General features: G+C 64.0%; 31 protein-coding genes. 16 read left to right on the top strand and 15 right to left on the bottom strand.

Annotated elements, in window-relative coordinates:
* Positions 1 to 40: 40 nt before the first annotated feature.
* Entirely contained in the window at positions 41 to 307 is a 267-nt protein-coding gene (locus TSO5_RS16775) for a hypothetical protein (protein WP_146203785.1), read from the bottom strand.
* Between the two features lie 122 nt (positions 308 to 429).
* Here TSO5_RS16775 and TSO5_RS16770 point away from each other — a divergent pair, with 122 nt between their 5' ends.
* On the top strand, positions 430 to 1,356 hold the full coding sequence (locus TSO5_RS16770) for a hypothetical protein (RefSeq protein ID WP_109152619.1): 927 nt from the start codon (positions 430 to 432) through the stop codon (positions 1,354 to 1,356).
* Between the two features lie 15 nt (positions 1,357 to 1,371).
* Here the strand turns inward: TSO5_RS16770 and TSO5_RS16765 are convergent, their stop codons facing one another.
* The 3 genes from TSO5_RS16765 to TSO5_RS16755 are packed head-to-tail and all read right to left on the bottom strand — an operon-like array spanning position 1,372 to position 3,842.
* Positions 1,372 to 3,072, bottom strand: coding sequence for a DUF4357 domain-containing protein (locus TSO5_RS16765; RefSeq protein ID WP_109152618.1), 1,701 nt, complete (start codon positions 3,070 to 3,072; stop codon positions 1,372 to 1,374).
* 15 nt (positions 3,073 to 3,087) lie between these two features.
* Complete coding sequence (locus tag TSO5_RS16760; protein WP_146203783.1) at positions 3,088 to 3,366, bottom strand: hypothetical protein; 279 nt, start codon at positions 3,364 to 3,366, stop codon at positions 3,088 to 3,090.
* On the bottom strand, positions 3,363 to 3,842 hold the full coding sequence (locus TSO5_RS16755) for a hypothetical protein (protein WP_109152616.1): 480 nt from the start codon (positions 3,840 to 3,842) through the stop codon (positions 3,363 to 3,365). Before TSO5_RS16755 ends, TSO5_RS16760 begins: the two co-directional genes overlap by 4 nt.
* A gap of 232 nt (positions 3,843 to 4,074) precedes the next feature.
* Here TSO5_RS16755 and TSO5_RS16750 point away from each other — a divergent pair, with 232 nt between their 5' ends.
* The 4 genes from TSO5_RS16750 to TSO5_RS16735 all read left to right on the top strand — a co-directional run bounded on the left by TSO5_RS16750 (position 4,075) and on the right by TSO5_RS16735 (position 8,121).
* Positions 4,075 to 5,205 carry an SAVED domain-containing protein gene (locus TSO5_RS16750; RefSeq protein WP_109152615.1) on the top strand — a complete coding sequence of 377 codons (1,131 nt, stop codon included), beginning with the start codon at positions 4,075 to 4,077 and terminating at the stop codon, positions 5,203 to 5,205.
* A 156-nt stretch (positions 5,206 to 5,361) separates the two neighbouring features.
* Positions 5,362 to 6,276 carry a sensor histidine kinase gene (locus tag TSO5_RS16745; protein ID WP_146203782.1) on the top strand — a complete coding sequence of 305 codons (915 nt, stop codon included), beginning with the start codon at positions 5,362 to 5,364 and terminating at the stop codon, positions 6,274 to 6,276.
* 48 nt (positions 6,277 to 6,324) lie between these two features.
* Positions 6,325 to 6,864: a DNA-binding protein gene (locus TSO5_RS16740; protein ID WP_109152613.1), complete on the top strand. Its 540-nt coding sequence runs from the start codon at positions 6,325 to 6,327 to the stop codon at positions 6,862 to 6,864.
* A 78-nt stretch (positions 6,865 to 6,942) separates the two neighbouring features.
* Positions 6,943 to 8,121, top strand: a complete 1,179-nt coding sequence (locus TSO5_RS16735) for a nucleotidyltransferase (RefSeq protein ID WP_109152612.1) — start codon at positions 6,943 to 6,945, stop codon at positions 8,119 to 8,121.
* A 540-nt stretch (positions 8,122 to 8,661) separates the two neighbouring features.
* On the opposite strand, the gene TSO5_RS16725 is transcribed toward TSO5_RS16735, so the two are convergent.
* The 7 genes from TSO5_RS16725 to TSO5_RS16700 form a co-directional block, all read right to left on the bottom strand.
* Positions 8,662 to 9,969, bottom strand: coding sequence for a type II toxin-antitoxin system HipA family toxin (locus TSO5_RS16725; RefSeq protein ID WP_109152611.1), 1,308 nt, complete (start codon positions 9,967 to 9,969; stop codon positions 8,662 to 8,664).
* A complete protein-coding gene (locus TSO5_RS16720) occupies positions 9,966 to 10,256 on the bottom strand; it encodes a helix-turn-helix domain-containing protein (RefSeq protein ID WP_109152610.1) in 291 nt (96 codons plus the stop codon). The genes TSO5_RS16725 and TSO5_RS16720 overlap by 4 nt, the downstream gene beginning before the upstream one ends.
* 180 nt (positions 10,257 to 10,436) lie before the next feature.
* Positions 10,437 to 11,057 carry a hypothetical protein gene (locus TSO5_RS16715; RefSeq protein WP_146203781.1) on the bottom strand — a complete coding sequence of 207 codons (621 nt, stop codon included), beginning with the start codon at positions 11,055 to 11,057 and terminating at the stop codon, positions 10,437 to 10,439.
* Positions 11,058 to 11,105: 48 nt separating this feature from the next.
* The gene (locus tag TSO5_RS16710; protein WP_109152608.1) at positions 11,106 to 11,297 is read right to left on the bottom strand and encodes a hypothetical protein; all 192 of its coding nucleotides are present in this window, start codon (positions 11,295 to 11,297) and stop codon (positions 11,106 to 11,108) included.
* A 43-nt stretch (positions 11,298 to 11,340) separates the two neighbouring features.
* On the bottom strand, positions 11,341 to 12,519 hold the full coding sequence (locus tag TSO5_RS32270; protein WP_146203780.1) for a hypothetical protein: 1,179 nt from the start codon (positions 12,517 to 12,519) through the stop codon (positions 11,341 to 11,343).
* A gap of 61 nt (positions 12,520 to 12,580) precedes the next feature.
* Positions 12,581 to 12,916, bottom strand: coding sequence for a hypothetical protein (locus TSO5_RS16705; RefSeq protein ID WP_109152607.1), 336 nt, complete (start codon positions 12,914 to 12,916; stop codon positions 12,581 to 12,583).
* Positions 12,913 to 13,503 (bottom strand): hypothetical protein, encoded by a 591-nt coding sequence (locus tag TSO5_RS16700; RefSeq protein WP_109152606.1) that lies wholly within the window; start codon positions 13,501 to 13,503, stop codon positions 12,913 to 12,915. The genes TSO5_RS16705 and TSO5_RS16700 overlap by 4 nt, the downstream gene beginning before the upstream one ends.
* A 193-nt stretch (positions 13,504 to 13,696) precedes the next feature.
* Here TSO5_RS16700 and TSO5_RS16695 point away from each other — a divergent pair, with 193 nt between their 5' ends.
* The 7 genes from TSO5_RS16695 to TSO5_RS32265 all read left to right on the top strand — a co-directional run bounded on the left by TSO5_RS16695 (position 13,697) and on the right by TSO5_RS32265 (position 18,158).
* A complete protein-coding gene (locus tag TSO5_RS16695) occupies positions 13,697 to 14,041 on the top strand; it encodes a hypothetical protein (RefSeq protein ID WP_109152605.1) in 345 nt (114 codons plus the stop codon).
* Between the two features lie 84 nt (positions 14,042 to 14,125).
* Positions 14,126 to 14,491 carry a hypothetical protein gene (locus TSO5_RS16690; RefSeq protein ID WP_109152604.1) on the top strand — a complete coding sequence of 122 codons (366 nt, stop codon included), beginning with the start codon at positions 14,126 to 14,128 and terminating at the stop codon, positions 14,489 to 14,491.
* A gap of 50 nt (positions 14,492 to 14,541) precedes the next feature.
* Entirely contained in the window at positions 14,542 to 15,444 is a 903-nt protein-coding gene (locus TSO5_RS16685; protein WP_109152603.1) for a hypothetical protein, read from the top strand.
* The gene (locus TSO5_RS16680; RefSeq protein ID WP_109152602.1) at positions 15,441 to 15,902 is read left to right on the top strand and encodes a hypothetical protein; all 462 of its coding nucleotides are present in this window, start codon (positions 15,441 to 15,443) and stop codon (positions 15,900 to 15,902) included. The genes TSO5_RS16685 and TSO5_RS16680 overlap by 4 nt, the downstream gene beginning before the upstream one ends.
* A gap of 153 nt (positions 15,903 to 16,055) precedes the next feature.
* Positions 16,056 to 16,628, top strand: coding sequence for an ADP-ribosyltransferase (locus TSO5_RS16675; protein WP_109152601.1), 573 nt, complete (start codon positions 16,056 to 16,058; stop codon positions 16,626 to 16,628).
* A gap of 487 nt (positions 16,629 to 17,115) precedes the next feature.
* Entirely contained in the window at positions 17,116 to 17,514 is a 399-nt protein-coding gene (locus tag TSO5_RS16670) for a MucR family transcriptional regulator (protein WP_247870789.1), read from the top strand.
* Positions 17,515 to 17,618: 104 nt separating this feature from the next.
* A complete protein-coding gene (locus TSO5_RS32265; protein WP_146203779.1) occupies positions 17,619 to 18,158 on the top strand; it encodes a hypothetical protein in 540 nt (179 codons plus the stop codon).
* A gap of 185 nt (positions 18,159 to 18,343) precedes the next feature.
* Here the strand turns inward: TSO5_RS32265 and TSO5_RS16665 are convergent, their stop codons facing one another.
* From TSO5_RS16665 to TSO5_RS33340, 4 genes are all read right to left on the bottom strand, one after another.
* The gene (locus tag TSO5_RS16665) at positions 18,344 to 19,612 is read right to left on the bottom strand and encodes a Y-family DNA polymerase (protein WP_109152599.1); all 1,269 of its coding nucleotides are present in this window, start codon (positions 19,610 to 19,612) and stop codon (positions 18,344 to 18,346) included.
* A gap of 3 nt (positions 19,613 to 19,615) precedes the next feature.
* Positions 19,616 to 19,999 carry a translesion error-prone DNA polymerase V autoproteolytic subunit gene (gene umuD, locus TSO5_RS16660; protein WP_247870788.1) on the bottom strand — a complete coding sequence of 128 codons (384 nt, stop codon included), beginning with the start codon at positions 19,997 to 19,999 and terminating at the stop codon, positions 19,616 to 19,618.
* Positions 20,000 to 20,173: 174 nt separating this feature from the next.
* Entirely contained in the window at positions 20,174 to 20,413 is a 240-nt protein-coding gene (locus tag TSO5_RS16655) for a hypothetical protein (protein ID WP_109152597.1), read from the bottom strand.
* Between the two features lie 25 nt (positions 20,414 to 20,438).
* On the bottom strand, positions 20,439 to 20,747 hold the full coding sequence (locus TSO5_RS33340) for a hypothetical protein (protein WP_247870787.1): 309 nt from the start codon (positions 20,745 to 20,747) through the stop codon (positions 20,439 to 20,441).
* Between the two features lie 208 nt (positions 20,748 to 20,955).
* Here TSO5_RS33340 and TSO5_RS16645 point away from each other — a divergent pair, with 208 nt between their 5' ends.
* The 4 genes from TSO5_RS16645 (at position 20,956) to TSO5_RS16630 (ending at position 24,976) form a co-directional block, all read left to right on the top strand.
* Entirely contained in the window at positions 20,956 to 21,327 is a 372-nt protein-coding gene (locus TSO5_RS16645; RefSeq protein WP_109152596.1) for a hypothetical protein, read from the top strand.
* A 403-nt stretch (positions 21,328 to 21,730) separates the two neighbouring features.
* On the top strand, positions 21,731 to 22,684 hold the full coding sequence (locus TSO5_RS16640; RefSeq protein WP_158282437.1) for a WYL domain-containing protein: 954 nt from the start codon (positions 21,731 to 21,733) through the stop codon (positions 22,682 to 22,684).
* 76 nt (positions 22,685 to 22,760) lie between these two features.
* On the top strand, positions 22,761 to 23,312 hold the full coding sequence (locus TSO5_RS16635; protein WP_109152594.1) for a TerB family tellurite resistance protein: 552 nt from the start codon (positions 22,761 to 22,763) through the stop codon (positions 23,310 to 23,312).
* Complete coding sequence (locus tag TSO5_RS16630; RefSeq protein WP_109152593.1) at positions 23,309 to 24,976, top strand: lactate permease; 1,668 nt, start codon at positions 23,309 to 23,311, stop codon at positions 24,974 to 24,976. The genes TSO5_RS16635 and TSO5_RS16630 overlap by 4 nt, the downstream gene beginning before the upstream one ends.
* Positions 24,977 to 25,018 lie beyond the last annotated feature (42 nt).

Genomic DNA, 25,018 nt, shown 5'->3' with positions numbered 1-25,018 from the left:
GAACGGGTGGCCGACTTGATGTCGGAATCAGTGGCCGGGATCAAATCGGAATGGGTGGCCGGATGATGTCGGAATTCGCACTGGAGCAATCCGACACGACGACGTAGGCGTCGAGCTTCCTCTCGATCACCGCGTAAAGGGTGGAGCCGAGATGTCGTCTGACGTCGCTGCGGGCCTCCTTGGTCATGAAGAAGACGTCGGCGCCATGCCGTCGCGTCCAGCTTCCGAACGTGATGATGAGATCGATCACCTGCTCCGGGATGCTGCGTTGCTGCATCCGGTCTCTACCGTGCTTGAAGCTTCTCATGATAGACCTCCCAGGGTTCGACAGGGACAGGATGCGCGGGTCCGTCCGCCGCCGGAATCCGGGTGGTTTGGCGGTGCAAGGGTGCCCTGCCGATCTGGGGAGAAAAATTTCCGGGGGCGGCTTTGACCAACTTGAAACCCGCGCAGCGCAAGCGCCTGGAGTTTGTGGAGTCGGAGCTCTTTTGGCACGGGACGCTGACCAAGGGTCGGATCGCGAAGGAGTTCGACGTCGATCCGCGCACGGTGCAGACCGATCTGGCCACTTATCGGGACTACGTGCGAGGTGACGCCGACCTGGACGAAGAAGCCAACCGCTGGGTAGCAAAACCCGGATTCAGGCCGCGCCTGATGGTGCCGGACGCCGAGGACTTCCTCCACCGCTTGGCCCGGGAGCGCGGGCTTTCCGCCCCGGCGACGCAGCAGCCGGATTTCGCTCCCGACGACATGCCCGTCTATGCGCCGCCGGAACTGCCGCGTCGCCGGATAGACCCGGAATGCCTGAGGCGGATCGTCCGCGCCGTCCGCCGAAACGTGCCCGGCCGGAAGTCCCGGGGCGAAGGCGTCGAACTGCTCGTCGTCTACAGGTCTCCGAACCGTCCGAACGAGGAGAAGTTCTGGATTGGCCCCCATGCCCTGGAGCACGACAGCTTCCGGTGGGCCGTCAGGGCTTTCCGAAGCGACCATGACCGCTTTGGGGACGTTGTGCTCGACCGTGTGCTTGACGTGATCGACGAGCGAGTCTGCGGACGGCCCTTCGCCGACGAGGACGAAGAGTGGAACCGCATCGTCGAGATCAGGCTTGCCCCGAACCCGGAGCTACCGCAGGAGGCCCGCCGGCACATCGAGGCGCAGTACGGCATGCGCGGCGGAGCGCTCACCGTGCCCGTCCGTCAGGCGTTCATCGTGTATTTCCTCAAGCGCTATCAGATCGAGGAGAAAAGTTCGAGGAAGGCCCCTTACCAGGAGCCGCTGGTGGTCGAGAACCGGGACGAGATCACCGCCCTGATCCCGGCCCGTATGCGGGTGCCGCCGGACCCCGTGGAAGAGTAGGGCGGCACCCGCTGGTCACCGGAAGCGAACGAGCCATTCCCCGAGCGTCATGCTGGAGCCCTCTAGCACCCACGATGTCTTGCCGTTCCGGGCACAGGTGTTGATGACGCTCGCGGCGCTGCTCGGGCTGTTGAACGCCGTGTCCTCCGCGAATGTCAGCAGTCCGCCCACGGACGGAACAAGCCGCCCGGTGTCGATCAACTCCTGCCGCACCTTTCGGCACGCGGCGTCGAGGGACTTCTCCACCTCGGACTTGGCCGTCGAGCCCTTGAGCACGGTTACGCGCCTGCCATCGACGCGTGCTCTCGCCCGCAACCCCGGGACGTCGCCGTTGGTCAGCAGGAAGATGGCCTCGCCGTCGGGGGCGCTGACGGGCTTCGCCGGGCTGGGCGCTGTTGCCGCTCTTGCGTCACCCATGGGGGCGCGGATCTCTGCCTGTCCGTCCGCCGCTCGTGCAGGGGGCTGCGGGCGGTCGGCGGGTGCGTGGTGTGCGTTGCCCTTGGCGGAGTTGCAGCGTGGGCAGGCGACCTGCCCGTTCGCAACCACGGTCCTGCCTCCCCGGGACCAGGGAACGATGTGGTCCGCCTCCCAGGCGCCCCACTCGCATGCGTCACCTTCGCAGGCGATCCGCACCTTGCACCGCCCCTTGTCTCGGCGGAAGATCGCGATCCTCTGGTCGTGCGTGAAGAGCCGCTGGTCGTCCTTCTGTTCAAGGTCGGGAACCGCCTGAAGGAACTTCCGAAGCAGGAAGTCGTGTCGCCACTGTATGCTGTCGGCGGAATCCGTGCTGTGCGACGTCTTCTCGTGGTATGTGACGAACTCGGCGTCCGCCTCGTCAACGGGGATCGCCCGCTGGGCGCTTCGTTCCGCCTCGAACGACAGGAACCATTCGGCCAGACGGTCCGCACGCCCGGTGATGGCGTAGCGTTCCAGCAGATGGGAGGCGAGCACGTACAGCGAGACGACGCTGTACCGCTCCAGCTCCGGCGTCTTCGTCGGGAAGGCTGCCAGGAGGAAATCGAGCGTGCGCTTCACCTTCCTCGCCTTCGGGCCGCTGTGATCGAAGTCCGAGTGCCGCTCGTACATTCGGTTCAGGTCGCTGTTCCGGATGCTCGCAGGGCCTCCCGCCAGTTCCAGCGCCGTGATCTGCGCCGCGACGAGGTCGAAGTTGAAGCGGCTGTTGCTGAAGGCGCAGCTCAGGAAGAAGGGATGTCCGGCGACGGCCTTCACGTAGTCCCGCATCGCCCCGGGCATGGCGTTGCGCTTCTCCTGTGCTTTGAGGCTGGTTCCGTTCTGTAGGCGCAGGAACATCTCCCGCACGTCGTCGTCGTCGTCGGCCGTGATGATGACGATGTCCAGCGGGTAGACGTCGAACCGGATGAGCATGTCGGGCGGCAGGTCCCGGTAGCGGCATCCGGCGATCTTGATGCCGTTGACGGGTTCGGCGTCGCGGGCCAGGGCGAAGCCGTTGTTCCGGAACTCCCAAATCGCCCGCAGGCGCTGCTGGCCATCGACGACCTCGTAGGAGTCGTCCGCCCCGCCCTTGCGTCGCCAGTAGAGCTTCGGAATGTCGAACCCCCTCAGGATCGTGTCCAGCAGGAGCTGTTTCTGGGCCAACGACCAGACGGCGGGTCGCTGGTAGTCGGGGGTGGTGTCGATCTTCGCGCTGAACCCGCACACGGTGGTCACGGGCCAGTTCATCTTTGACATCTGCATCGTCACGGAAGCCTCTCAAGCCGCCCGGCAGAGCCGCCGGTGCTGGCGGCGGTCGGCGTGGAACGTGGTGATCGCGACATCCCGGTTTACGACCAGGAGCTTGTCTTTCAGGTTGTGGGCCGTCTCGATCAGATTGCGGGCCTCGCGCTCGATGTTCGCGGTGTCGTGCTCCGTGATGATCACGCCGCGGCCGACATCGGTGCCGTTCGCGAGGATGAATGCCAGGTCGGACTCCCGCATTCCCCGCTGGCGTAGGCGCTGGCCTGCATGGGTGGTTAGCCTGACTGTCGTCATGGCAGGCCGTCCTGGACGCGCAGCGTCGCAGCCTGCTGCCACTTCTCCTCGCCGGGGCGGAGCACGGAGATATCGCGCCATGCGTTGCGTGTCGTCCCGTTGGCCACGCGCGAGGCGAACTCGGAAGGCGACATCGTCTCCCTCCCGAACACGAGCTGGCCATGGCGGATCTCGGCCTGATGCTCCTGGCCCTGGTAGGCCATCTTCAGCTTGGTCCCGTTGGGGAGGAGCACGCCCTTCCAACTGTAGCCCTTGTCGGGATGGCCGTAGGTCTTGAGGAAGCTGTCGTCGTCATCCTCCTGCGATCGGACCCACTCCTCCGACCATATGTCCGCGTCGTACTTCGTCCTTTCCAGGAAGTCCGAGACGACGTTCGCCACCAGGTCAGCGACGTTGATGTGCCGTCCGCTGCGGAGGATGATCTCGGATACCATCTCCGCAGGGAACGGAAGCGCGTACATCGAGGTGTCTTTCATCGCGTTGCCTCCAATGCCTGCTTAACAGTAGGCAATATAGGCGTCTTCCTGCCCCATGGCAACCGCATTCCTGAACCCGTGCATGCGTCGCGACCGCTGTGAAGGGCGGCACGACGTTTCGCCTGCCGCCGTATGCCTGTGATTTAGCTCTTCATGATCCGCTGGGCTCGCACGTGATTGGAGTGCTGTGGCAACATAAACGGAGAGAACCTTGGCAGGATGCTCAACCGGGATGGCTATACTCCACAAAGCTTTTGATCTGATCGACCACGCGGCCCGACGGACGATGGATTTCGTGTTCCGGCGGCGCTCTGCCGCGATGGCAACCTTCCGGGCTGGGATATCGCTGGTGGCTCTCTCGGCCGCCGGCGCTCTGGTCGCTTCCTTTCTCCTGAAGAGTGAAACCTTCACGCTTGAAGTGCACTGGGAGGCCAGCGGGGGCGTACCTGCGGCGATCGCATACGCCACGTTCACGGTGGGTCTGGTTCTAGCGATCTTCGGTTTGGCCTGGGAATTCACCCGAACCCGCGCCGAGGATCGGGCGAATGCACGGAGGCGCGTGGTGGTAATCGAGCAGCGCGGCCTGCTTCCCGGTACGGACAGCCCATTGGTTGGTTCGGTGCCTTCCGACCTTATTGGGCAACGTCACAGCATCCTAATTGATCAAACTCCTTATATCAGGGACGGAACGGTCACCGACCCGGCCGGAGCCCTCGCGCGAGTGGTGACGATCCGGCACGACCTGGAGCGCATTACGTCGGATATGCATCGTTCCGATGTGGCGATTCTCTACGGAGGAGTCTCCCCGATTCCGTTGACCTTCCTTGCCGGCTTTCTTCTCGACGACGAGGGAAGCATTCGGGTCATGGACTGGCATCGCAGCTCCGGGAGTTGGCATGCGCTTGACGGAGGCGACGACGGTGACCGCTTTGTACTTGAAGGGACGGATGGAGTTCTTCACGGGGCAGCGGATGTCGCTGTTGCTGTCGAGGTCTCCTATAGCGTGGATCAGGCCGGAATCCGCGCCGCGCTCGGGAACCTCCCGTTGGTGAGGTTGCATGTTACCCAGATAAACCCTAACGGCCATTGGTCCGATGCCAAGCAGCAGGCGCTCGCCGAAGGCTTCCTGTGGGCGATGGCGAAGTTGGCGGACATACGTGCCCGGCGGATCCATCTCTTCATTGCGGCGCCGAACAGCGTCGTGTTCCGGTTGGGACGAGCCTATGACCGCCGGAATCTGCCGGATGCCTTGGTGTATCAGTACGAGCGGTCAAGGATGCCCGCCTATCCTTGGGCGGTGAGGCTGCCGACGCATGGAACACCAATGGCTTCGATTGAGAAGGCTGTCCAAGCGACGACGTGACGGGGGCAATTAGGGCATGCAAGAGAGCCTGTCTCGTCACCCGCACGGCTTGGTTGCGCCTTTGCCTCGTGTTCGGTAGCTTTGTATATCTATCTTGAGTTTTCCGCGCCCGTTGGCCGATGTTCAGGATAGCGTCAACACTTCAGGGATTCTGCCTTGCTTTGTTGCCTTGAGCTTCCGCCGAAATGGATCGATGCCGCCGCTCTTGATGACGCGATGCGCACCGGTGGCGGACCGCACGGCCCGGCCGTCTACGAGGTGACCATTCGCTTTCCCCATGGCTGCAAGGTCATGCTGGATGCCGCCATTCGCCTCCTATCCGTGGCAAATCAACTCGATTCTTCCGCTCGGCGCGTCCGCTTGGAGTTCGCCGAGGGGGACGCCGGGACGATGGGCTATCTGAACCGGATGGGGTTCTTTGACCACCTCGCGCCCGGCGTCGTGGTGGCCCCGGCCCGGCCAGCCTTCTCCGGCGCCAAGATGTTCCGCGGCGGCAACTCGGGGCTCGTCGAGATCGCTCGGATCAATAAGAACGAGCGGGATAAGAACCTGCCCACTCGCCTATCTGATGCGGTCGCCCGAGCCTGCTCCGCGCGTGCCGACGTCAAGCAGCTCGAAGGGGCGGCCTGGACAATCTTCGCGGAACTGATCGACAACGTCTTCTCTCATAGCCAGACGCCACTCGATGGCTATGCCGCGCTTCAGGTCTATCCCCGCGGGGATCGGTTGCAGGTGGCGGTTTCAGACAGCGGCCTCGGAATCATGCAAACCCTTCGACCTTCTCTCGCCACGAAGTTTCCGGCGCTGGTGGGGCTTTCAGATGTCGAACTGATCGTCGAGGTCTTCCGGCAAGGGCTTTCCCGCCATGGAGCTGATCGTGGATGCGGGCTGCGAGGCAGTGCGGCGAAAGCCATTAAGTTCAGGTCTGACCTGGATGTTCGTCTACCGAATAGCCGCGTCCGGCTCACGCCCGCTCGGGGCAGCTACGAGCCGAACATGGCATATTGCTTCGACCGCCTGCCGCTGATCTGGGGAACCCATATCGGCTTCACGTTCCGCTTGGCGGCTTGACACCGGGCAAGCCGTCTGGTTAAGTGGGTTCACTTAACGAGGTGCCGGTTGTTGATCAATCTCAGAGACTTCATGGAAACTCCCGACGGATGGGGGCGAGCCGAGGGGCGAGAGGTCTATCAGAGGCTTCTGAGTTCCGTCGAGGCCAATTCCGGAGTCATGGTCTTCAAAGTATCGGTGGCTGGCGTAAAGCGCGTGGATATTTCGTTCGCGTCGGAGACCCTGGTCGAACTCGCACGGCGTTTTCGGGGAAAGAAAGGGTTCTGTTTCGTGGACCTCCAAGACCTTGACATGATCGAGAACTGGGAGGCCGCAGCCGAGAGGAAGGGCCAGCCCCTCATGCTATGGGAGGGTGACCAGGGCCGGGTTATCGGCGTGCAGCCGAGCCAGGGCAACCTTGAGGCATTCCTTTTTGCTTTGAGCAAGCCCTATACGCGTGCTGCGGAATTCGCGGAAGCAAAATCCGGCATGTCCATTGCGAACGCCAGTTCGAAGTTCAAGCAGCTTTGGGAACAGGGCTATTTGCTGAGGCGGGAGAGTGTTGCTGACAGCGGAGGGGTGGAGTTTGTCTACCACACGATCAAATAGCGTTTTTTTGACTGGCGTTAAGCCGCTTCACTTAACGGGATTTCCCCGCTTTCTGGATTGATGCGATAGAGGACGGAAATGTATATCCAGCCTTCCAGCACGCTCAAAAAGGCTCATATTGTCGGCGTTCTTGAGCATATCTGCCAAGCGCTTGAGCTGACGGAGTCCCAACAGCGCTTGGCACAGGAGCGGTATGAGGCGGTCGGCAATTGGCTTGCTTCATCCAGTGATCCGTTGCTGCGAGGACTCACAATCTACCCGCAGGGATCGGTGCCGTTGGGGACGACCGTCAAGCCGCTCGCGCGACAGGAGCACGATGTGGACCTCGTGGGCTGGAACGGCGCCCTTCCGGTGACGACGCAGCCCTCAGCTCTTAAGAAGGCCATCGGCGACCGCCTGCGCCAGAGCGGGCACTACAAGGATATCCTTGAGGAAAAGCCGAGGTGTTGGCGGATCAACTACGCAAACGAGTTTCACCTCGACATCACGCCGTCGATTTCGAACCCCTCCTGCGGCGCCGGAGGCGAACTCGTGCCGGACAAGCCGCTGAAGTGCTGGAAGCCGAGCAACCCTAAGGGTTATCGGGCTTGGTTTGAGAAGAAAGCGAGCATGGAGCCAACCTACCGGGTCATGAAAAGCCTGGGCTCCGGAGATATGCGTGCCAACGTTGAGCCTTTCCCGACGCAGGCTCCCCTGAAGGGGGTTCTGCGTCGGACCATCCAGCTCGCCAAACGACACCGCGACGTCCATTTCGCGAAGACCGACCCGTCGCTCGCCCCAATCTCGATCATCATCACCACCTTGGCGGCGAAGAGCTACGCGTATTGCGTCAGCAGCTTCGTGTTCGATACGGAGCTTGACCTGGTGGAATCCATCATCCGCTTCATGCCGTTGTTCGTAGACCACGGCCACCTGAATGGGAAGCCGCAGTGGTACGTCTGGAACGAGACCACGCAGGGCGAAAACTTCGCTGAGAAATGGAACCGTGAGCCGAAGTTGGCGGGGGCCTTCCGTGCTTGGCAGGCCCGCGCTTTGAGCGACATCCAGGAGATGATCGGGCTCGCGGGGCTGGATACCCTCAACAAAAGCCTCGCCGCCTCCTTTGGTGAAGCGCCAGTCGCCAAGGCGATGGGCAGCCTCACCTCCGCGGTTTCCGAAGTCCGCAGCGCCGGTGGCTTGACGATCAGGCCGACTGTTGGCTTGGCAGCCGGTGCGGGCACGGTCGTTAGGACCAACACTTTCTTCGGAGCGAAGTAAACCTTGCTCGCCGGCCCTAAGCCCCTCACCCTCGCGCAGCAATTGCTGAACCTCAAGAGCAACCCGGTCTGCGCCGGCGAAGGAGGCATACGGTCCGGCAGTCTCGTTTGGGAGATGGTCGCCCAGCCGACGCCGCTCAGCCGGACCTATCGGCTACGGATCGTATATGCACAGGGGGGAATGCCGCAGGTATTCGTCATCGACCCAGATCTGACCGCCTTGGCTGACGGACGGAAGCTCCCGCACGTATACGAGCAAAAGCCTACCAAGCTTTGCCTCTATCTGCCTGGAAACGGCGAGTGGGCGGCATCCAAGAGGATCTCAGAAACTCTGGTGCCTTGGGCCATTCTGTGGCTCTTCTATTTTGAGGACTGGCTCGCCACTGACGACTGGAAGGGAGGTGGCGCTCACCCAAGCCCGACTTCCGCTTCGTCTTCTTCTGCCGCCCTCCAACGTAGGGAAAGAATGAACTCCACAAGTGTTGGCAGAAATGCGGGAGCGCTGGGGAAGCGAAGGCGGTGACATGATCGAGCGTCGTCATTAGGCATGGTCGTCGTCCTCAGCATCATCGACCTCCGCCTCCGCCTCCGCCTCGACGTGGGCGAGGTTCCGCACGACGGTCCGACAGCGGGCCTCGATCGCCGCAGCGAACTCGCCCAACAGCGGGTGGTCCCCACCCGGCATCGCCCTGACTACCCCAACCGCCTCTGGCAGCTCCCGCCGAACCCGTTCCGCGACCGCCTCGATCCGCCGCAAGATCATCGTGCGGTTGAAGCCGCACTCGTCGGCCATCCGCTGCCAGTGACGACCCATCAGGTGGTCGCCGCGGTCCTTGCCGGCGATCGTCTGCGACAGGTTCTTCGTGACGTTCTCCCACGCGGCGGCGCACATCAAGTCGTAGAGCGGGGCCAGCGAGGCGCCCCGGCCCGTCAGCAGGACGCTGTAGTTCTTGGCGTGGGCGTCGGTGTTGCAGATCAGCACGTTGAAGACCACGGCGTCGAGCAGCCGCATGCGGTCGGCCGCCGTCAGGTGGGCGTCCACCACCCCGAACATGTCCACCAGCCGCGGCCCCCTGACGCCCGAGCGGTTGCGCTCGTACTTCGCCCCGGGCGGCTTGCCCAGCGCCTGGCAGAAGTCCTCCTGGTGCATGCGCAGCCAGCGCCCGTCCCGCTGCACCCGGTCGTAGCGGGTCACCAGAAGGTAGCTCCGCTCGCCGGCCCTCCCCGTCGTCACCGCCGCCGTCTTCAGTCCGCAGCGGTCGGCGAGCGTCATGCACAGCGCCTCGTTCTGCACGCTGCCCCACAGCCGCCGACGGGCGTCGGGCTTCAGGATGTGGGTGGACGGCGCCCCGTTGACCGGAATCGCCATCCGTCCGTCCGCCATGAAGGCGACGGGCAGCTTCTCCTGGGCGCCGGCCAGCGACATCGACACGCCGTCCTCGCCCGCCAGGAAGGGCTTCGCTGGCAGCTCCTCGACGATCCGCTCCAGCTCGGCCTCGCCCTCGATCGGTCGGTAGCCGGGGGCCTCCCCCTCGCGGTGCCTCCCGATGGTCAGCGCCCCGGCCGTGTCACGGCCGATCCGCTCCAGGATGCCGATGACGTCCTGCGGCGAGACGCCGAGGTTCCGTCCGACGGCGAGCAGGTTGGCGTCCTCCGGCAGCAGGTTGGCCAGCCACGGCATCAGGACCTCCGGGCCGAAGGGACCACCGCCGAGCGGCATCCCAAGCGACACGGGGAACGCCCTCCGCGTCTTCTGCCAGCGGGTGTCGTAGGCGAAGGTAGGCCCCTCCTCGGCGAGCGCGATCTCACCGATGACTAGATGCTCATAGTAGACGGGAAGCGTGCTCACGCCTCGTCTCCGAGATCGGGAAGGTCAGGGTAGGCATCGCCGGGGCCGAGGTCGGGCAGCGTGTCGGCGGACGGAATGGGGGCGTCGTGGGTCAACCGGATGCCGACGCCCCTAGCGACGGCAAGGGCTTTGCCGAGCTGGCACGTCGGCTTGCCGCTTTCCAGATCGACGATGAACCGCTCGCCGACGTTGACCGCCAGCGCGAGGTCGCGCTGGGTCATGCCGAGGGCCTGCCGCCGCGAGCGGACGAGGCTGCCGAAGCGGCCCGGCGTGTCGATGAATTCCATGGCGTGCCCCGTTCTTCCCGCTCGGGAAGATGATGCCACGTCTCACCTGGGTCAAGGTGGTTTCTTACCGAACGGGAAGGAATGCCCGGTTCGGAAAGGCCGGGGACAGGAAACTTCCCGCTCGGGAAGCCCGGTGCGTTTTTACCGGGGGCGGGACGCATATCTTCCCGCTCGGGACGATCAGGAAGCCGTCTGGAGGGGCCACTTCCCGGCTGCCTTGGCCTCCTTCCAGGCAAGGCAAGTCTCCTCGATCAGGGCGTTGGTTTCGGGGTCATCGGTCTTATTGTCTCTTCCGGGGGCCGCCAGATCCAACGTCGCAGCCCGGTCGCGGAGCCGATGCAGGTGGGGCAGCATCAAGGTTCTGAACCAGTGCGGATCGGTGATGCTCTCCTCGGCCGGCAAATCGATCTTCGTCAGTCGGTTGAGGATCAGGTGACGACACAGCGACCGGAGTTCGATTCCGGCCGCGACCTTGTCCTGGCATTCGGCCAGCATTTCCAGAAACACGTGCGACTGCGCCACCGTGACTTGGCGCCTGAGCGTGGCGTTCAGCCTGCGCCACAAATCTTGCAGGGCTTTCGGCGGCAAGTCCACATGCTGGCTGCCGATTTTGTATTCGATCGACCGGACATATTCGGAGAATGGCTTGGGAAGGCGTTCGGAGCAGACGATCACCACCTCCAGCCATCTCTGAAGATGCCTCCAGTCCTCCGTCACGAAGCGGTCCAGAGTCTGATAGCCGAGATGATCCAGCCTCTGCTCGATTTCATAGAGGGCTTCCTGTGCATCCCCCTGAATCATGATCACTCCCTGGTTCGAGACTGAAGATTTGGTGCGGTTGGTGTTCGCTCACAGCGGAACTTCGGTCGAGGCTAGCGCCGCCTCCACTGCGTTCAGCACCAGCAAGGCCACATCTTGTCCCCTGACGTCGCCGGCGCGACCCAGTTCGTCGGCGTGCCGCTTGGCCTGCTCCACCGCACCCTGCCCGTGACGCCGGATAAGGGTGTGGGCGGCGGTCGTGATGTCGTAATAGGAAGGCATCCGCAGACGCTAGCACGGGCGCCGCCGAGCATCCATGCCGCCGTCAGTCAAGCCATGGTGGCGTTGGCAAGAATCGCAGCCATCGGTGAAGCCGTGTCCACCGCGGCCCTCCGGTCGTGCGAAGCATGATGATCGCGAAGCCTCCGTCGTCATCCCCGTCCCCTCTGCCGGTCGGATTGCCGCCTGTGCCGGAGGGCTGACGATCCAGGACGAGCGACAGCGTGCCGCCCGAACCTGACGGCGCCGCCGGCGAGGCAGATGTTGCCGGTGCCGCTGCTGCCGCCGATGACCCGGGCGACGAACCTGCCGCTGCCGCGGGCAAAAGCGATAGCAATTCCTCGACCAGCAGCGACCAGTGGTCGGCGCCACCCAACCCCGAAGGCCAGCCGGGGTAACGGACGGCGCGTCCGACCCTGCCGGTAACCAGCCGAGCGAGATAGTGCCCGAGCGACAGCCCCCCTGTGTTGTCGTAGAGGTTCCGGGAGGTCGCACGGCACATGCGCCACGGATTGCTTGTGACGTTTTTCGCAAACCACCAGACCCGCTGCCACCAGATCCAGTGTCGCCGAGCGACGTCGATCATGCCGTATCGGGCACCCAAATCGACGGTCGAACGGGGAACCCGGAGACCGCTGGGGCCGTCCACGCGGATATCGCGGTTGAAAGCCTCCGGCGTTCCGAGAGGTATCCCGGCATTTGCGTTAAGCAGTCGCTCCAATGCCGGGATGCCGCCCGGCCAGTCCACGTACGTGAAGCACGGCCACCCCGTGTACAGCAGGAATTGAGCGAGATTTGTGCTTTGAACACCGTTCCGATGAAAAACCTTGGCCTGAACGATGACGGCGTGGCGCTCGATGTGATCGGGCTGGTTGACCGGATCGGGCAGATGATCATGCACGATCATCAGGTCGCCGAGTTCGCATGCGTGGGGAGCGCCGATGTATGTCACCCGTGGATAGTTGTGACACACGACGCCGACCAAGTCGGCAGTGACCCCAATTCTACCAAATATGCTTTGCCAACGGTTGTTTATGGCTGGGACCGCATGGTCAATGAGGCTCCGAATGCATTGCACCTCATAAACTCGTCCTCCGGCGGGATAAATGTTGTTCCACGCCCGCCACATCTGGCGGTCCGCCGATTCACGCAGTTGTTCCAGTCGCCAGAAGGGAAGCCAGATGGGCACGGATTTCGCCTGATCGTCGTCGTCGCCGCGTATCACCTATCACGACGCCACAACCCAGCACCTATCGCAAATTGTCTCAGTGCCCCCTGGATAATGCCTACTCCCGATCCTCGTCGTGCTCCGCCCACCAGGCGACGGCGTCCTGCTCGATCCATTCGGGCAGCCGCGGGTTGCCGTGGTTGTCGATCGGCAGCGTCCGCCCGCTCTTCCATTCGGCAAGGACGGTCAGGAGGAGGTCGGCGGCGCCGCTTCCCCGGCGATCAACGATGAAGCCGCAGGCGTTCACCCCCTCCTTCGGCTCCCGCACCCGCCAAGCGTAGTCCTTCGAGAATCTCGATGTATCCGCCGTGACGTTGACGATCTCGACCTCGGCGATCCGGCGGGCGGACTCGTCGTCGCCGTGCGGCAGGAGATCGATGTTCACCCTGATCATGCTTCGACGCCTTCTTGCCGCGGCGAGAACGCCGCCCCGCACCATACCGCCGGCGGCACGTCGATCCCAGCCCACCCTTCCTCCGGGACGCGGGTGCCGGCGTTGACGACGCGGGTGCGCAGCTCGCGGTAGACGTCGAGCCACAGCCCGCCGTGCGGACGGAACCGGCGGCGGATCTCGTCGATCCCGCCGGAGAACATGACGGGGTCGCTCCCCTTCAGCAGGTCGGCCAGCGAGTGGGCCGTCTCGTGCGCCACCGCCGCCGAGAGGGAGTCCCGCCAGTCGCCGCTGTCGATCGTGCCGCACACGGGGTCGTCCTCGATCGAAGCGTATTCGTAGAACGGGCGGGACTCACGGGCGTCGGCCGGGACGTACTTCCACATGGAAATGGTGATGCGGTCCAGCCGTCCCCCGCTGCTCGTCCGGCGCTCGCTCCAGTCCGTCCGGAAGTCGGGCGACCACCAGCCGGGCACGCGGAACCTCACCCGGGCGAAGCGGGCGAGCAGCCCGAAGGCGTCGCAGGCGACGGTGTCCGCCTCGACCCTCGTCGCGTCCGGCACCGGGCCGAAGGTGTATCGAATCCTCATCAGCCGCCCTCCGCCGCGGTTATCATGGTGTTGGCATGATAACTTCTACCGTAGCGTCGGCGGCGAGTCAACCGCGGGAACGCCTTCGCAGCAAATCAGATGTTGGCATGCAGAATGTTATTGACGTCCGTTGCCGCCGCGCAGCAGTGTCGAGGCAGTGGTCGGGTTGTCCGACCGTTTCGGAGGTGCGGCGATGACCGACCGGAGGCAGCGCAGGATATCGAGGAAGGCGATCTCGGGGGCACCCCTGGAGGCGGCGTCCGTCCTGCTGCCGTCGCCGGCGGACGACACGGCAAGGACGGTGCTCGCGGGCCTGTTCGAGACCTACGGCAACTCCAGGGACCCCGTTCAGGCGGCACGGGACGCCATAATCCGCTTCGACGGCGACCGCGAAGGTTTCGTGCTGCTGCTGTCCGCCGGAAAGGGGCCGCTGTCCGAGAGGGCGGCCCGCCGCTTGGTGGGGAAGCCCCCCGGCGAGTGCCGAGACATCGCCACGGCCATCCTGGACACGCTGGGACGGTGCCGGATCACCGCCTGACCCAACGGGCGTTGGGTCTCACCCGATGAAAATTCGCTCCGGCCAGGGGTGGGGCGATCAAACACCAGAATGGAGCATTTAATCATGGAGAAGCAGAACGAACCCATGGCTGAAAACGATACCGATGCCCTGAATGCGGAAGCCGACAGGCTTCTGTCGGTTCACGAGTTCGGGAAGTTCAAGGGACGGGAACGTTACTACGGGACCGCCTGCCGGGTCATCCTCGCCGGCCTGCTCGAAATCCACGCCGAAGCCAGCAATCCGGTGACTGAGTCCGTCGCCACGGCGAGGAAGTTCGCCCGCGACCGACAGGGGCTTGTCGCCTTCCTCTCGAAGGGGACCGGGTGGCTCGTCGGGTTGGCGGTCTATCGGTTGGGCGTCTACACGACGGAGGAGGATTACCCGGTGGTCATGGACACCATCCTCCGGCAGGTGGCGGTGCCGGCCTGAGCACGGATCATCGATCCGCAGCCAAGAAAATAAGCAGAGGAGGAAACGAGATGATTGGTTGGTTGACTGAGAGGTTCGGAAGCGTATTCGGAACGAAGCCGGTGTTGGAGACACTTGATCCGGCTGCCGTAAAGGAAGATCGCATCAACGTGACCGAGGCGGAGATGGATGCGGCATCCAGGACCGCATCGTACGAAGCCGCCTTCAAGGCGGCCATGGGGGCCGATTATGCCGTGCTGAAAGAGCGTTTCGATTGCTTCAGGGAAACCGGCTTGCTCGGTTCTGCGATCGACTCCGTCATGAATGGACGGAACAGGGGCCTTCGCGATCTCCTCCTCGACACCGAGTTGCTGAAGAGGATCGATGCGGAGGGGGAACTCGGATACCTCGTCGTCGCCGTCAAGGAGGACGGGGTCTGGGAGGATGCCTTCCAGACTTTCATGCACAGCTTCGGCGACCGCGTCGCGGACAGCATCGCACACGACCTGTCTACCGAATGGCTCCACTGGCTCCATGCCGCCATGCCGGGGCTGGTGAAGAACCTCTTGGCCTATGAAGGCGATGAGGCGACCGAGTGCTTGGTCCTGCTCGGCGCCTCGTTCCCTGAAGCTGCGATCCGCTCCCGCAAGCTGGTCGAGGCCGTCCGGACCGATCTGGGTGCAGCGGAGAGGGCGAAGGCACGCCTCGCGGCTCGGACCCCCGCCGCGGACGACCGTGCCTCCGCCAAGGTGGATGCCTTCATGCAGATGGTGCGGGAGGCCACGGAGTTCGCCGGCAAGCTGCCCACCGTGATGCTGCACGGAGCAGCGGCGGCTGCGTCCCAGCCCGTGTTCGAGCCCGATGGAGCATGCTACGCAGAAACCCACGAGCGCTCGGCGATCCGGGAAGATCTCGTCAGGAACCGTGAGGACCCGCAGATCGCCGAGTTCGAGCGGCGGGCGGGCGCCATATGATGGCCGAGGTTGTCACGGACGAGATGGTGTCCGACTACGTCGCCGCGGGCGCCATCTGCCGGCTGTCCGAACTCCTCCGCGACGCCATCGTCGGCGCCTTGAAGGAAGAAGGCTTCATCTACCGCGGCTATCCGGAGGGCACCCACGAGCTTCTCCGCGATGTGTGGCTCTCGGGCTACGACCTCGCCCGCCGCATGACGGTCCTCCCCTGCGGCGGCTACCGGATCGACGACGGGCACGGGAACGTGCTGGCGACGAGCGATGCGTCGGCGAGCGACGCGGAAGCCGACTACGAGGTCTGGGTCTCCGGACTTGTCGCCCGGGCCTGCCGCATCCCCAGGATGCTCGCCAGCGCCGTCCGGGTGGACCGCAGGGAAGTCTGGCAGGCCGGGTGGGACATGGGGATGGTGCCGGTGTTGGGCCATCCAGCCGGAAAACTGCTTTGGACGTGTCCGTAAAACGCCGTTTCCGCCTGATTCCGGAAATCGAGTGGACAGCGGCGGAGGGATTGGTTGTCTGCGTCGGCGTGCCGGGGGCTGGGGCCGGAAGTTCGGGCCGTGCTACAACTGCACCCCGCTCCAGCAACCATCCCGCAAGACGAAGGACACGCGATGACGTATCGGAAGCTCTCAGACCTCCTGCCGGACGAGATCAGGGCCGCGCGGGACTACGGCAGCGATTCGACGCACCACCACAACCTTGCCCAGCGCAGCCGCGCCGCAAACATGTTCCCCGGCTTCGGCGAGTTCATGGGCAAAGCCAGGACGGCCGCTCCGGCGCTCTCCATGGCGACCACCCGGTTCGAGCTGACGGACCCGCTCACGGTCTATTCGGGGTTCGGCTGGGGCATCGCGGCGGTCGGCTCGCTGCACGCGGACCCGCTCTCCGCCCTCGTCGGGCTCACCTACCGCTATCCGGGCCACATCTCCACATCGACCTCCCGCGAGACTGCCGAAAGCTTCGCCGAGAAGGGATGGCAGTTAAAGGGCGACCGGCCGGTGCTGCTGGTCATCAACCTCCCCGCCGGGTTCACGGTGCTGCCGATGAAGGAGCTGGGGGCCGACAGCTCGCACGAAAACGAGATGCTGCTCGACCGCAATCTGGCGTTCAGGATCGATGCCGCGTCCGCGACGAAGATTGCCGACATCGAGGAAGACGTCCTGGAGCTCACCCTGGCACCTTAAGCGGCGTAGGGTCGATGAGAGCATTCCGCCGAAGAATCCCTAAGCATAGAACCGTCTTGTCCACAGAATTGCTCTTGAGCATTCTCGGGCTGTTCCAAATTATTCAAGTTTATTGCAAGGCTGCGTTCAAATCATCTTGACATCCTGAGCAAGAAAAGAGATGCTGTAGTCCTTGGTTCGGGCGATGCCCGGACTCGGGAGGAGAGTCAGGTAGCTTCACCTACTGCTGTTTCTTGGGCCGACGCCGGTCCTTGAGGCTTGGTTACGGATCAGGATCGGTCGGGTCGGGAGCCCGGCCGATTCCTGTTTTCGCATGCCTTGCAGGCGCTGCCTTCAAGGCTGTGCCATGCCCCGCAGGTTCCCTGCGAAGCTGGGAGCCATCGCAGAGCCTGCGGCACAGCGTGCCGATGGCATGTCCCAGAAGCTTGAACCGGACGGAAATCCGGCCGTATTGTCGGTTGCAGGACGAATGAGGAGTTCTTGCACGATGAGCGAGACGGGCACCACCGAGCTGACGGTCGAGATCGTCACCGGGTATCTGAAGAAGAACGCCGTCGCGGTCGCCGACCTGCCGAACCTGATCGCCACGGTCCGCACCGCGCTGGACGGCCTCGGCAAGGCGCCGGAGCCCGTTCGGCAGGAACTCGCGCCCGCCGTGCCGATCCGCCGCTCGGTCACGCCGGAATACATCGTCTGCCTGGAGGACGGAAAGAAGCTGAAGATGCTCAAGCGGCATCTGAAGACCGTCTACGACATGACGCCCGATCAGTACCGGGCCCGCTGGGGCCTCCCGCCGGAATACCCGATGGTCGCCCCCAACTACGCAAAGGCGCGGTCGGAGATGGCGAAGAACCTCGGCCTCGGGCGGAAGCGGGCCGTGGCCTGACCCCGCCATACGAGGTTCGAGTTGCAAGCCAACCCACCGGATACGCAATCAAGTAGGTGTATCTGCGCGAGCGAACAACCGTCGGCAAGAAGGCCCCTTGTACCATGAGCAGTCCCCGCGACCTTTTCGACGTAATCGATGTCGAAGCTAAAGTGAACATCAAAAGTTCATCGACCAACGCTGATGAACGGCCCGTATCGGTCGGCCATTTCGAAGTACGTCTGATCAATGACTTCGAAATGGCTGCGACAACTTTTTCCTGGCCGCACTGCGATGGCAAAAGCACTGCCGCGCAGGTAATCGATGCGTGGCTTTTCGTCGCCTGCCACGACCTGAAGCGGGCGTCCGAGCAATCGGCTTCGCATGGGCAGATTGAGCTTGCCGTTGGAAAGAGATGCACGGCGACCGTACAATGGCCGGTCGGCGGAACGGTTGGCACCATCAAAATGACGCTCGAAGGACCGTCCACGGTCGCTGAAGCGGTAGATGCGGCAAGACGAAAGATGGAGATGGCGGCAGGCAAATGGTCCAGTCGCTGGCCTCACTGGAAACCCCAGATCCCGCAAGAACCTTGGGAAGGTGAACCCGATTGGGCATCCCGATTGCGAGCCATGGACAAGGAAGTGAACAAGAAGGACGGTTGACCTGTCGGATTGAGCGGCTGTGCGGAATCTCTCCCGACGAGGGCTTCCCAGCCGTACCGACCCAATCGGACTTTCTGTTCCGCTACTATTTGTTCCCCCATACCGGGGTGAAAACAACACCTCCCGGGCTGTGGTGGGAAATCCGGCCAAGCCCTGATCCGAATTCCGTCCGGCGGCGAGGGCCTCTACGACCTCACGACCGGGATGTCGTCCAGGCAGGTGGTGTAGTGCGGCGAGCAGCTTTCCTGCCGCATCCTCCAGCCCCTGCCCGCCATGACCGTGGCCGGCGCCAGCGTCCCGCGGCCCATCCGCGCGTTCACCGCGTCCATGGCCTCCATCAGCCTCCGGGACCGCTCGCGGTCGAGTGCGTCGAGCAGCGTCGGCTGCACCTGGCCGGCGGGCACGAGGTCGGCCAGCATCACCCCGGCTTTCGAGTATCTGAAGCCGTCCCGCCAGATTCGGCGGAGCAGGCCCGTGGCGTGCTGTATCAAGACGAAGGTGTCGTCAGCCTGCGGACGGATCTCCGACGACGCGGCGCCGCTGTACGGCGGGTCGCCCCGGAAGGGCGACGTGTGGGCGAACACCTGCATGTGGCCGGCGCACAGCCCGGCGGCCCGCAGCTTCTCCGCGGCTCTGGTCGCGTAGGCGACGACCGCCGAGAGCATCTCGTCGAACGCCGTCACCGGGTGGCCGAAGCTGCGGGTGACGGCGAGGCCCTTCTGGGGCCTCTGCACCAAGTCGAGGGGCAGGCACGACACGCCCCGGAGCTCCAGGACGATCCGCTCGCCGACGACCGTCAGCATCCGCCGGGCGTGGCGGGGGTCCATGTCCCGCAGGTCGGCCGCCGTCTTCACGCCGACCATGGCCAGCTTCTCGGCCGACTTCCGTCCGACCCCCCAGACCTCGCCGACCGGCACCGTCCGCAGGACGCGCTCGCGGACGTCGGGATCGCGCAGGTCGCAGACGCCGCTGTCGTCCACCAGCTTTTTCTTTGCGGCGTAATTGGCCAGTTTGCTCAACGTCTTGGTCGGGCCGCCGATCCCGACGCACACGGGGATTCCCGTCCAGCGCCGGACGGTGTCCTTGACCTCCCGGCAGACGCCTACGACGTCGCGACGCTCGAAACAGGAGAGGTCGAGGAAGCTCTCGTCGATCGAATAGACCTCCGCCGGGGCGAAGCCGGACAGGCACTCCATCACCCTGGCGGACATGTCACCGTACAATGAATAGTTGCTGGACAGCACCCGAACCCGATGCCGCTTCACGAGGTCCCGGACCTGGAACAGCGGTGTCCCCATCGCCACGCCAAGATCCTTCAGCTCTTGGCTTCTGGCGACGAAGCACCCGTCGTTGTTGGACAGGACGCCGACCGGGACGCCCTCCAGTTTAGGATTAAATACCCTTTCACAAGACACGTAAAAGTTGTTGCAGTCCACCAACGCCAGAGTGGCCATGGCTCACCGCCGCAGGAAGTTGATCGTGCTTGTGATCACGCCCCACACGCTGAAGTCGGGGCGGCCGGTGACTTCGATCGCCCGGTACTGCGGGTCGTCGCTGTCGGGGGCGAGCCAGACGCGGTCCTTCCGGACGATGAGCCGTTTGGCGGTCAGCTCGCCGTCCAGGACGGCCACGACGATGTCGTCATGGCGGGCGGTCAAGCTGCGGTCAACGATGACCAGGGCCCCGTCGAGGATGCCGGCGCGGGTGAGGGAGTTCCCGCTGATTCGCAGCGTGAAGCTTGCGGAGGGGTGGGGGACGAGCACCTCGGTGAGGTCGATCCGGCCTTCCGAGAAATCGGCCGCCGGGCTCGGGAACCCCGCGGGAACCTTGGCGTCGAACATCAGGATAGGGCACGGGCTGGCTAGGACCGGCCACGGTTCACCCAAAAGTTCGACCCCGATTGCCATTCCCCGTCTCCCCGTCTTCCGATCGCCCCGGAAGTGAGGATGACCGCGGACGAGAACTTTTCAAGAACAATCCCGTGCCGCCACGTTCCCGTCCCTACCGCCGGGTGGCTACTTCGGGCGTGCGAAGCCTTTCGGCGCCGGGCCGTACCATACGATCCCCGGCGGGCCGTCGGCGGCGCCGAGGATGCTGGACGGATACGGGATCAGCTCCGCCAGGCCGTCAGCCAGCCCCGATTCCCGAACCAGCGGCACGGCCTCCCCGACCGACTCGGCCCGCACCTGGAAGCACCGGGCGGACTGTTCGGCTCCGGCCTCGGAATACCCCAGTACGGCAAAGACACGCATCATCCAGCCCCGCGGCTCAGACAGGGTCTCAGGCGAGCGACTCACCCGGATGCAGCAGGACGACGGTTCTTGTGCTGCCGTCTTCGAGCTGGTAGGTCCAGCGCCGCTCGCCCTCTTCTTTCCACTCCGCTGCGGCCTTGAACACGTTCCGAAAGACGAGCCTGTCGCCGATGTAGCCACGGATCGTCGTGGTCAGCCCCTCGCGCTCCATGGTGTAGCGTTCCGGACGGATGGGCGCCTCCAAGCCGGTGGCGGGGCCGACGGCTTTTTCGAACGCCCTTTCGGCCAGCTTGGGGCTGGTTTCCTTCTCGGCAAAGTCTTCGAGCTTCGGCGGCATGCGATCCTCCCGGCGTTTCGATGCGGAAGGGTATGACGTTCCTGCTCAAGCCGGGCAAGCGTGTCCGGGAATGCCGTTGAAGCCTTTGCCCGCCCCGAGGCCCGCACGCGCTGTCCGGCCGGAGGACACGCTTCGCAGATTTCCTTGTTGCCGCACCCGAAGCAAACGAGTATACACCATGCCGTGCAGTGAACTCGTGGAGGAACCCATGAACGAGCCCCCCGTCGAGCAGGCAGTCCGCAGCCTGCGCGGTCACATCGGCCGGCTGAAGCACATCGGCCGCTCGAATCCCGAAGTCCTTCAGCAGGCGATCGGCATCGAGCGGGCCGCCGCCGTCATCTGCAAGTCCGTGTCGGGCGGCGAGGGTTCCGCCTCGCCGGCGCAGCCCAGCGAGCGTGACCCGCGGCATTTTCTGCCGAATGGCCGCAATCTCAGCGACGAAGGCCGCACGTTCCTCTACAGCCTCTTCGAAGATGGCTTCTCCGTCCGCGGCGCGGCGGCCCGCATCGGCATCTCCATCCGTGCCGCCGCAGAGCACCGCTCGCACTGGCTGCGCCGCGACATTGACGCCCCGAACTGACCGACCGGATCCCTCGCCTCCAGGAAAAAACGGCTGACACTCCTCAGAATCTGGGGGGACGATCCCGTAGCGTGGCTTGTGTCGGAGGCCGGTGCCTCGGAACGCGTCGGCGCCGATACACGAAATGGGAGATCAAGCATGGTGCGTTTCGTCGGTTGGCTCGTCATCGCCGGGTTCTCCGCCTACGGCCTGTCGCAGTTCGTAAAGAACCATGTCGTGTCGGAAAAGGGCGTGGAGCCCTGACACCCCGTCGAGGGGTGGTTGGAAGCACAGGAAGTTCTCCGCATAGGATGCGTCGGCTTAGGATCAGGCGAACGGAGATTGAAGGGCATGTCCGCGAAAGCTATAACAAATGCAGGCGTTGCGTCGCATCGCCGCCGGGATTGCGGACACGGGTGCTGAAATGCCTCGCAAACACCATGACGCCTTGCCCGGCGACAAGCTTCTGGCACTCTACCAGCGCCTGACCCTTGACGGGAGGAAGCACTTCCAAAGCGACCTCGCCCGGGACCTCGGCTGCTCCGCCCAGACAGTCGTCCGTCTGATCGCCATCGTCGAGCGGAACCTCGGCCGGGATGCCTACGTCGAGAGCGGGCTGGAGAACCGCCGCCGCTACTACCGCCTGCGGTCGCGGTCTGAGGAGAAGTCGCTCGGATTTTCGTTCGAGGAGCTTCACTGCCTCGCCGCCTGCCGGGACGTCGCCGCGCAGTTCCTGCCGGAGAGCGTCGTTGACCGGATCAGCCAGACCGTCACGGCTCTTGCCCTTCACCTCGCTGAAGGGAACCCGCCGACCGCCGGGCAGCCGATCGGCTTCCGCAGCAAGGGGTTCATCGACTACTCGCCCCATTTCCAGACCATCACGACCTTGCGGAAGGCCATCGAGCGGCGGCAGGTGTGCCGCATCGTCTACCGCGCCCGCGGACGGCAGGCGGAGGGTGTCTACCGGTACGCGCCGGGGCGCCTGGTGGCGATGAGCGGGACACTGTACGTGCTGGGCTACCGCATGTCCGAAGGCTCGGTTCTCCCGGATCGTCCGACGACCTTCTCGATCCACCGCATCGCGGAGGTGACGCCGACCGGCGAGTATTTCCGCTTCAACGCCGCCGACGGAGAGGCCCGGACCTTCGGGCTGGGCTGGCACGAGCCGCGACGCGTGGAGGTCCGGGTGGATGCCGAGGCCGCTGATTACGTCCGAGACCGTGTCTGGAGCGACGACCAAGTCGTCAAGGACCAGGAGGACGGCAGCATAGTTCTGTCCGTCACGACGACCAGCGAAAAGGAACTGAACGCCTGGGTGTCGAGCTTCGGCGGACAGGCTGAAATCCTCGGTTCTGTTGCTCATAATGATAATAATTGAGAAATACCATGTCGATCTCAGGTGGTGAACATTCTAACCTCAAGCGTCGCGGTTCGTTGTTTAGGAGTGCTCTTCAATGAGTTGGGTATGGAGAATTCTCGGCGGTGCGGTCCTTTTCGCCGCGGGGGCCGCCATGCGCGGTGCGTCGAACGAGTCGGAGAAACGCGCGGCCTACGACGAAGGCATGGAGAAGGGCAAAGCCGAGGCCGCGGCCAGGATGCGGGAACTTCAAGAAAAGATCGAGCGGGCCGCAGCCCGTCATGCCGACCAGAAGATGCTCCATGAGTTCTACGTGAACGCTGCCGCGATCGGGTTCGCGATGGCGGGTTGCGACGGAACCGTGAGGGTCGCAGAGAAGGAGTGTATTCTGGAGTTCATCGCCGGGATTTCAAAGCACTTGATCCCGAATGACATCAAGGAACTCCTGGACAATCTCTGTCTGACGCCGCCCGACTTCGACGACGCAATGCTGTACGCGGAGCGACTGGGCCGCGACAATTGGGAGTTTATCGACGACATCCTGACGGTCGTCAGCGAAGCGGACGGAGACGGCAACGAGCACGAGCGGGACTTCCTGCTCAAGTGGCGGGCCTACAAGGCGGACCAGTTCGAAGGAGTGCCGGCATGAGCGACTCTGTCGAGCGCTTCAGGAAGAGGCGGGCGGTTCTGTCAGACACGGACCTTTTCGCCCAGCATTCCGTCCGTCCAACGCCACGGATGGGGGCGGAATCCGCCTCCGCCGGCGGGCTGCCGGTCATCGTCCTTCCTGACGACGAAGGCCATGCCCTCGTCGCGGTGGACGCCGACGCGCTCCTCGCCGAGATCCACGGAAGGCTCGACTCCGAGAAGATCGGGGCGCTGATCGACGCGTGCCAAAAGGAATGCCTCCAGGCTGTCATCCGGCCCTTCGGGCTCGCCAGGGTGCTGTTCCAGGACAAGGAAGGCGGCAACGTCGATACCGTGCACAACGCACGAAACCAGGTGTATGCGACCTCCGAGGAACAGGATAGGTACGCCGATCACAAGGCGAACAACCCCTACAACAAGGAAGCCAAGCACAAATACCACAGCGATCCTCGCTACGTGCAAAGCAACCGCGCGTCTTCGGCCGCACAGAAGGCAGGAGGGGTGGCGGACGAGTACACGGGCAAGAACATTGGCCCTCATGACAAGAAGCATCAGGACCACGTCGTTTCGGCCAAAGAGGTGCATGACGACCCCGGCCGGGTTCTCGCCGAGGTGGACGGGGTCGCTCTCGCCAACAGGCAAACCAACCTGAAGGCTACATCCGAGACCATCAACACTTCGAAAGGAGCGATGACGGCGGATGCATTCATTCAGTATGTGGAGGAAACCAAAATCCCCGACTTGAAGGGGAAGATTGCAAAAATTGAGGGGAAGGCTTCGCCTACGCAAGAAGACCTTCAAAAGCTCGAAAAATACAAGCGTGAGCTGGCCGAGTTTGAGAGCCTGGACAAGGACAAACTGCGGGCCGCTGACGCGGCGGCTCGAAAGGAGATCGACGGCGAGATCAACAAAGCCTACTACACAAGCTCGAAGTTTCTGAAGAACGCCGCCGTCACCAGCGCCACCGAAGGCGGCAGGATGGCCCTTCAGCAGGCCATTGGCGTGCTTATGGAGGAGTTCGTCCGCGCCGCTTTCGCCGAGGTCCGGGACGTGTGGCACAACGGCTTCCGGGGGAAGGTCGATGACGCGTTCTTGGACGTGCTCAAGCTCCGTCTGACACGGGTCGCCGACCGCGTACAGGCGAAATGGAAGGATGCTGCCGTCGCCTTCCGTGACGGTTTCATCAGCGGCTTCCTGTCCAACTTGGTCACCATCGCGATCAACGCGTTCGTGACGACGTCGGCCCGCTTGGTGCGGATCACGCGCGAAGGCTTCATGTCGCTGTACCGGGCGATGAAGACGCTGGCGTTCCCGCCGGAGGGAATGTCTCTCGCCGAGGCCGCGGACGCCGCATCGAAGCTACTGGTGGCCGGCGTCGTGACCGGGGGCGGGATACTCCTCGAAGAAGTGGTCGAGAAGGCGCTGGCGGGGGCGCTGGGTCCGCTTGCCCCGTACGTCTCCGCCATCGCCGTGGGTGTCGCCACCGGCTTGTGCACCGTCTTCGCCGTGCACATGCTCGACCGCCTCGACCTCTTCGGCGTGAACGCGAAAACCCGGCATGCGCAGGTGATGGCGAAGCTCGACGAGACGATCTCGCTTTCTTACGACCGCGCTCTCGAAGCGGCCTCCGCCTTCGATCCCCCTTCCCTCCCGCATCTGGCGTAATGCGGCAAGCACTGCACGGCTATCTGCCGTCGCCGCTTGGCG

This window comes from Azospirillum sp. TSO5 (assembly GCF_003116065.1).
GTDB lineage: Bacteria > Pseudomonadota > Alphaproteobacteria > Azospirillales > Azospirillaceae > Azospirillum.
The sequence above is the reverse complement of the archived record's forward strand: the minus strand, read 5'-3'. Positions and strand labels throughout refer to the sequence as shown.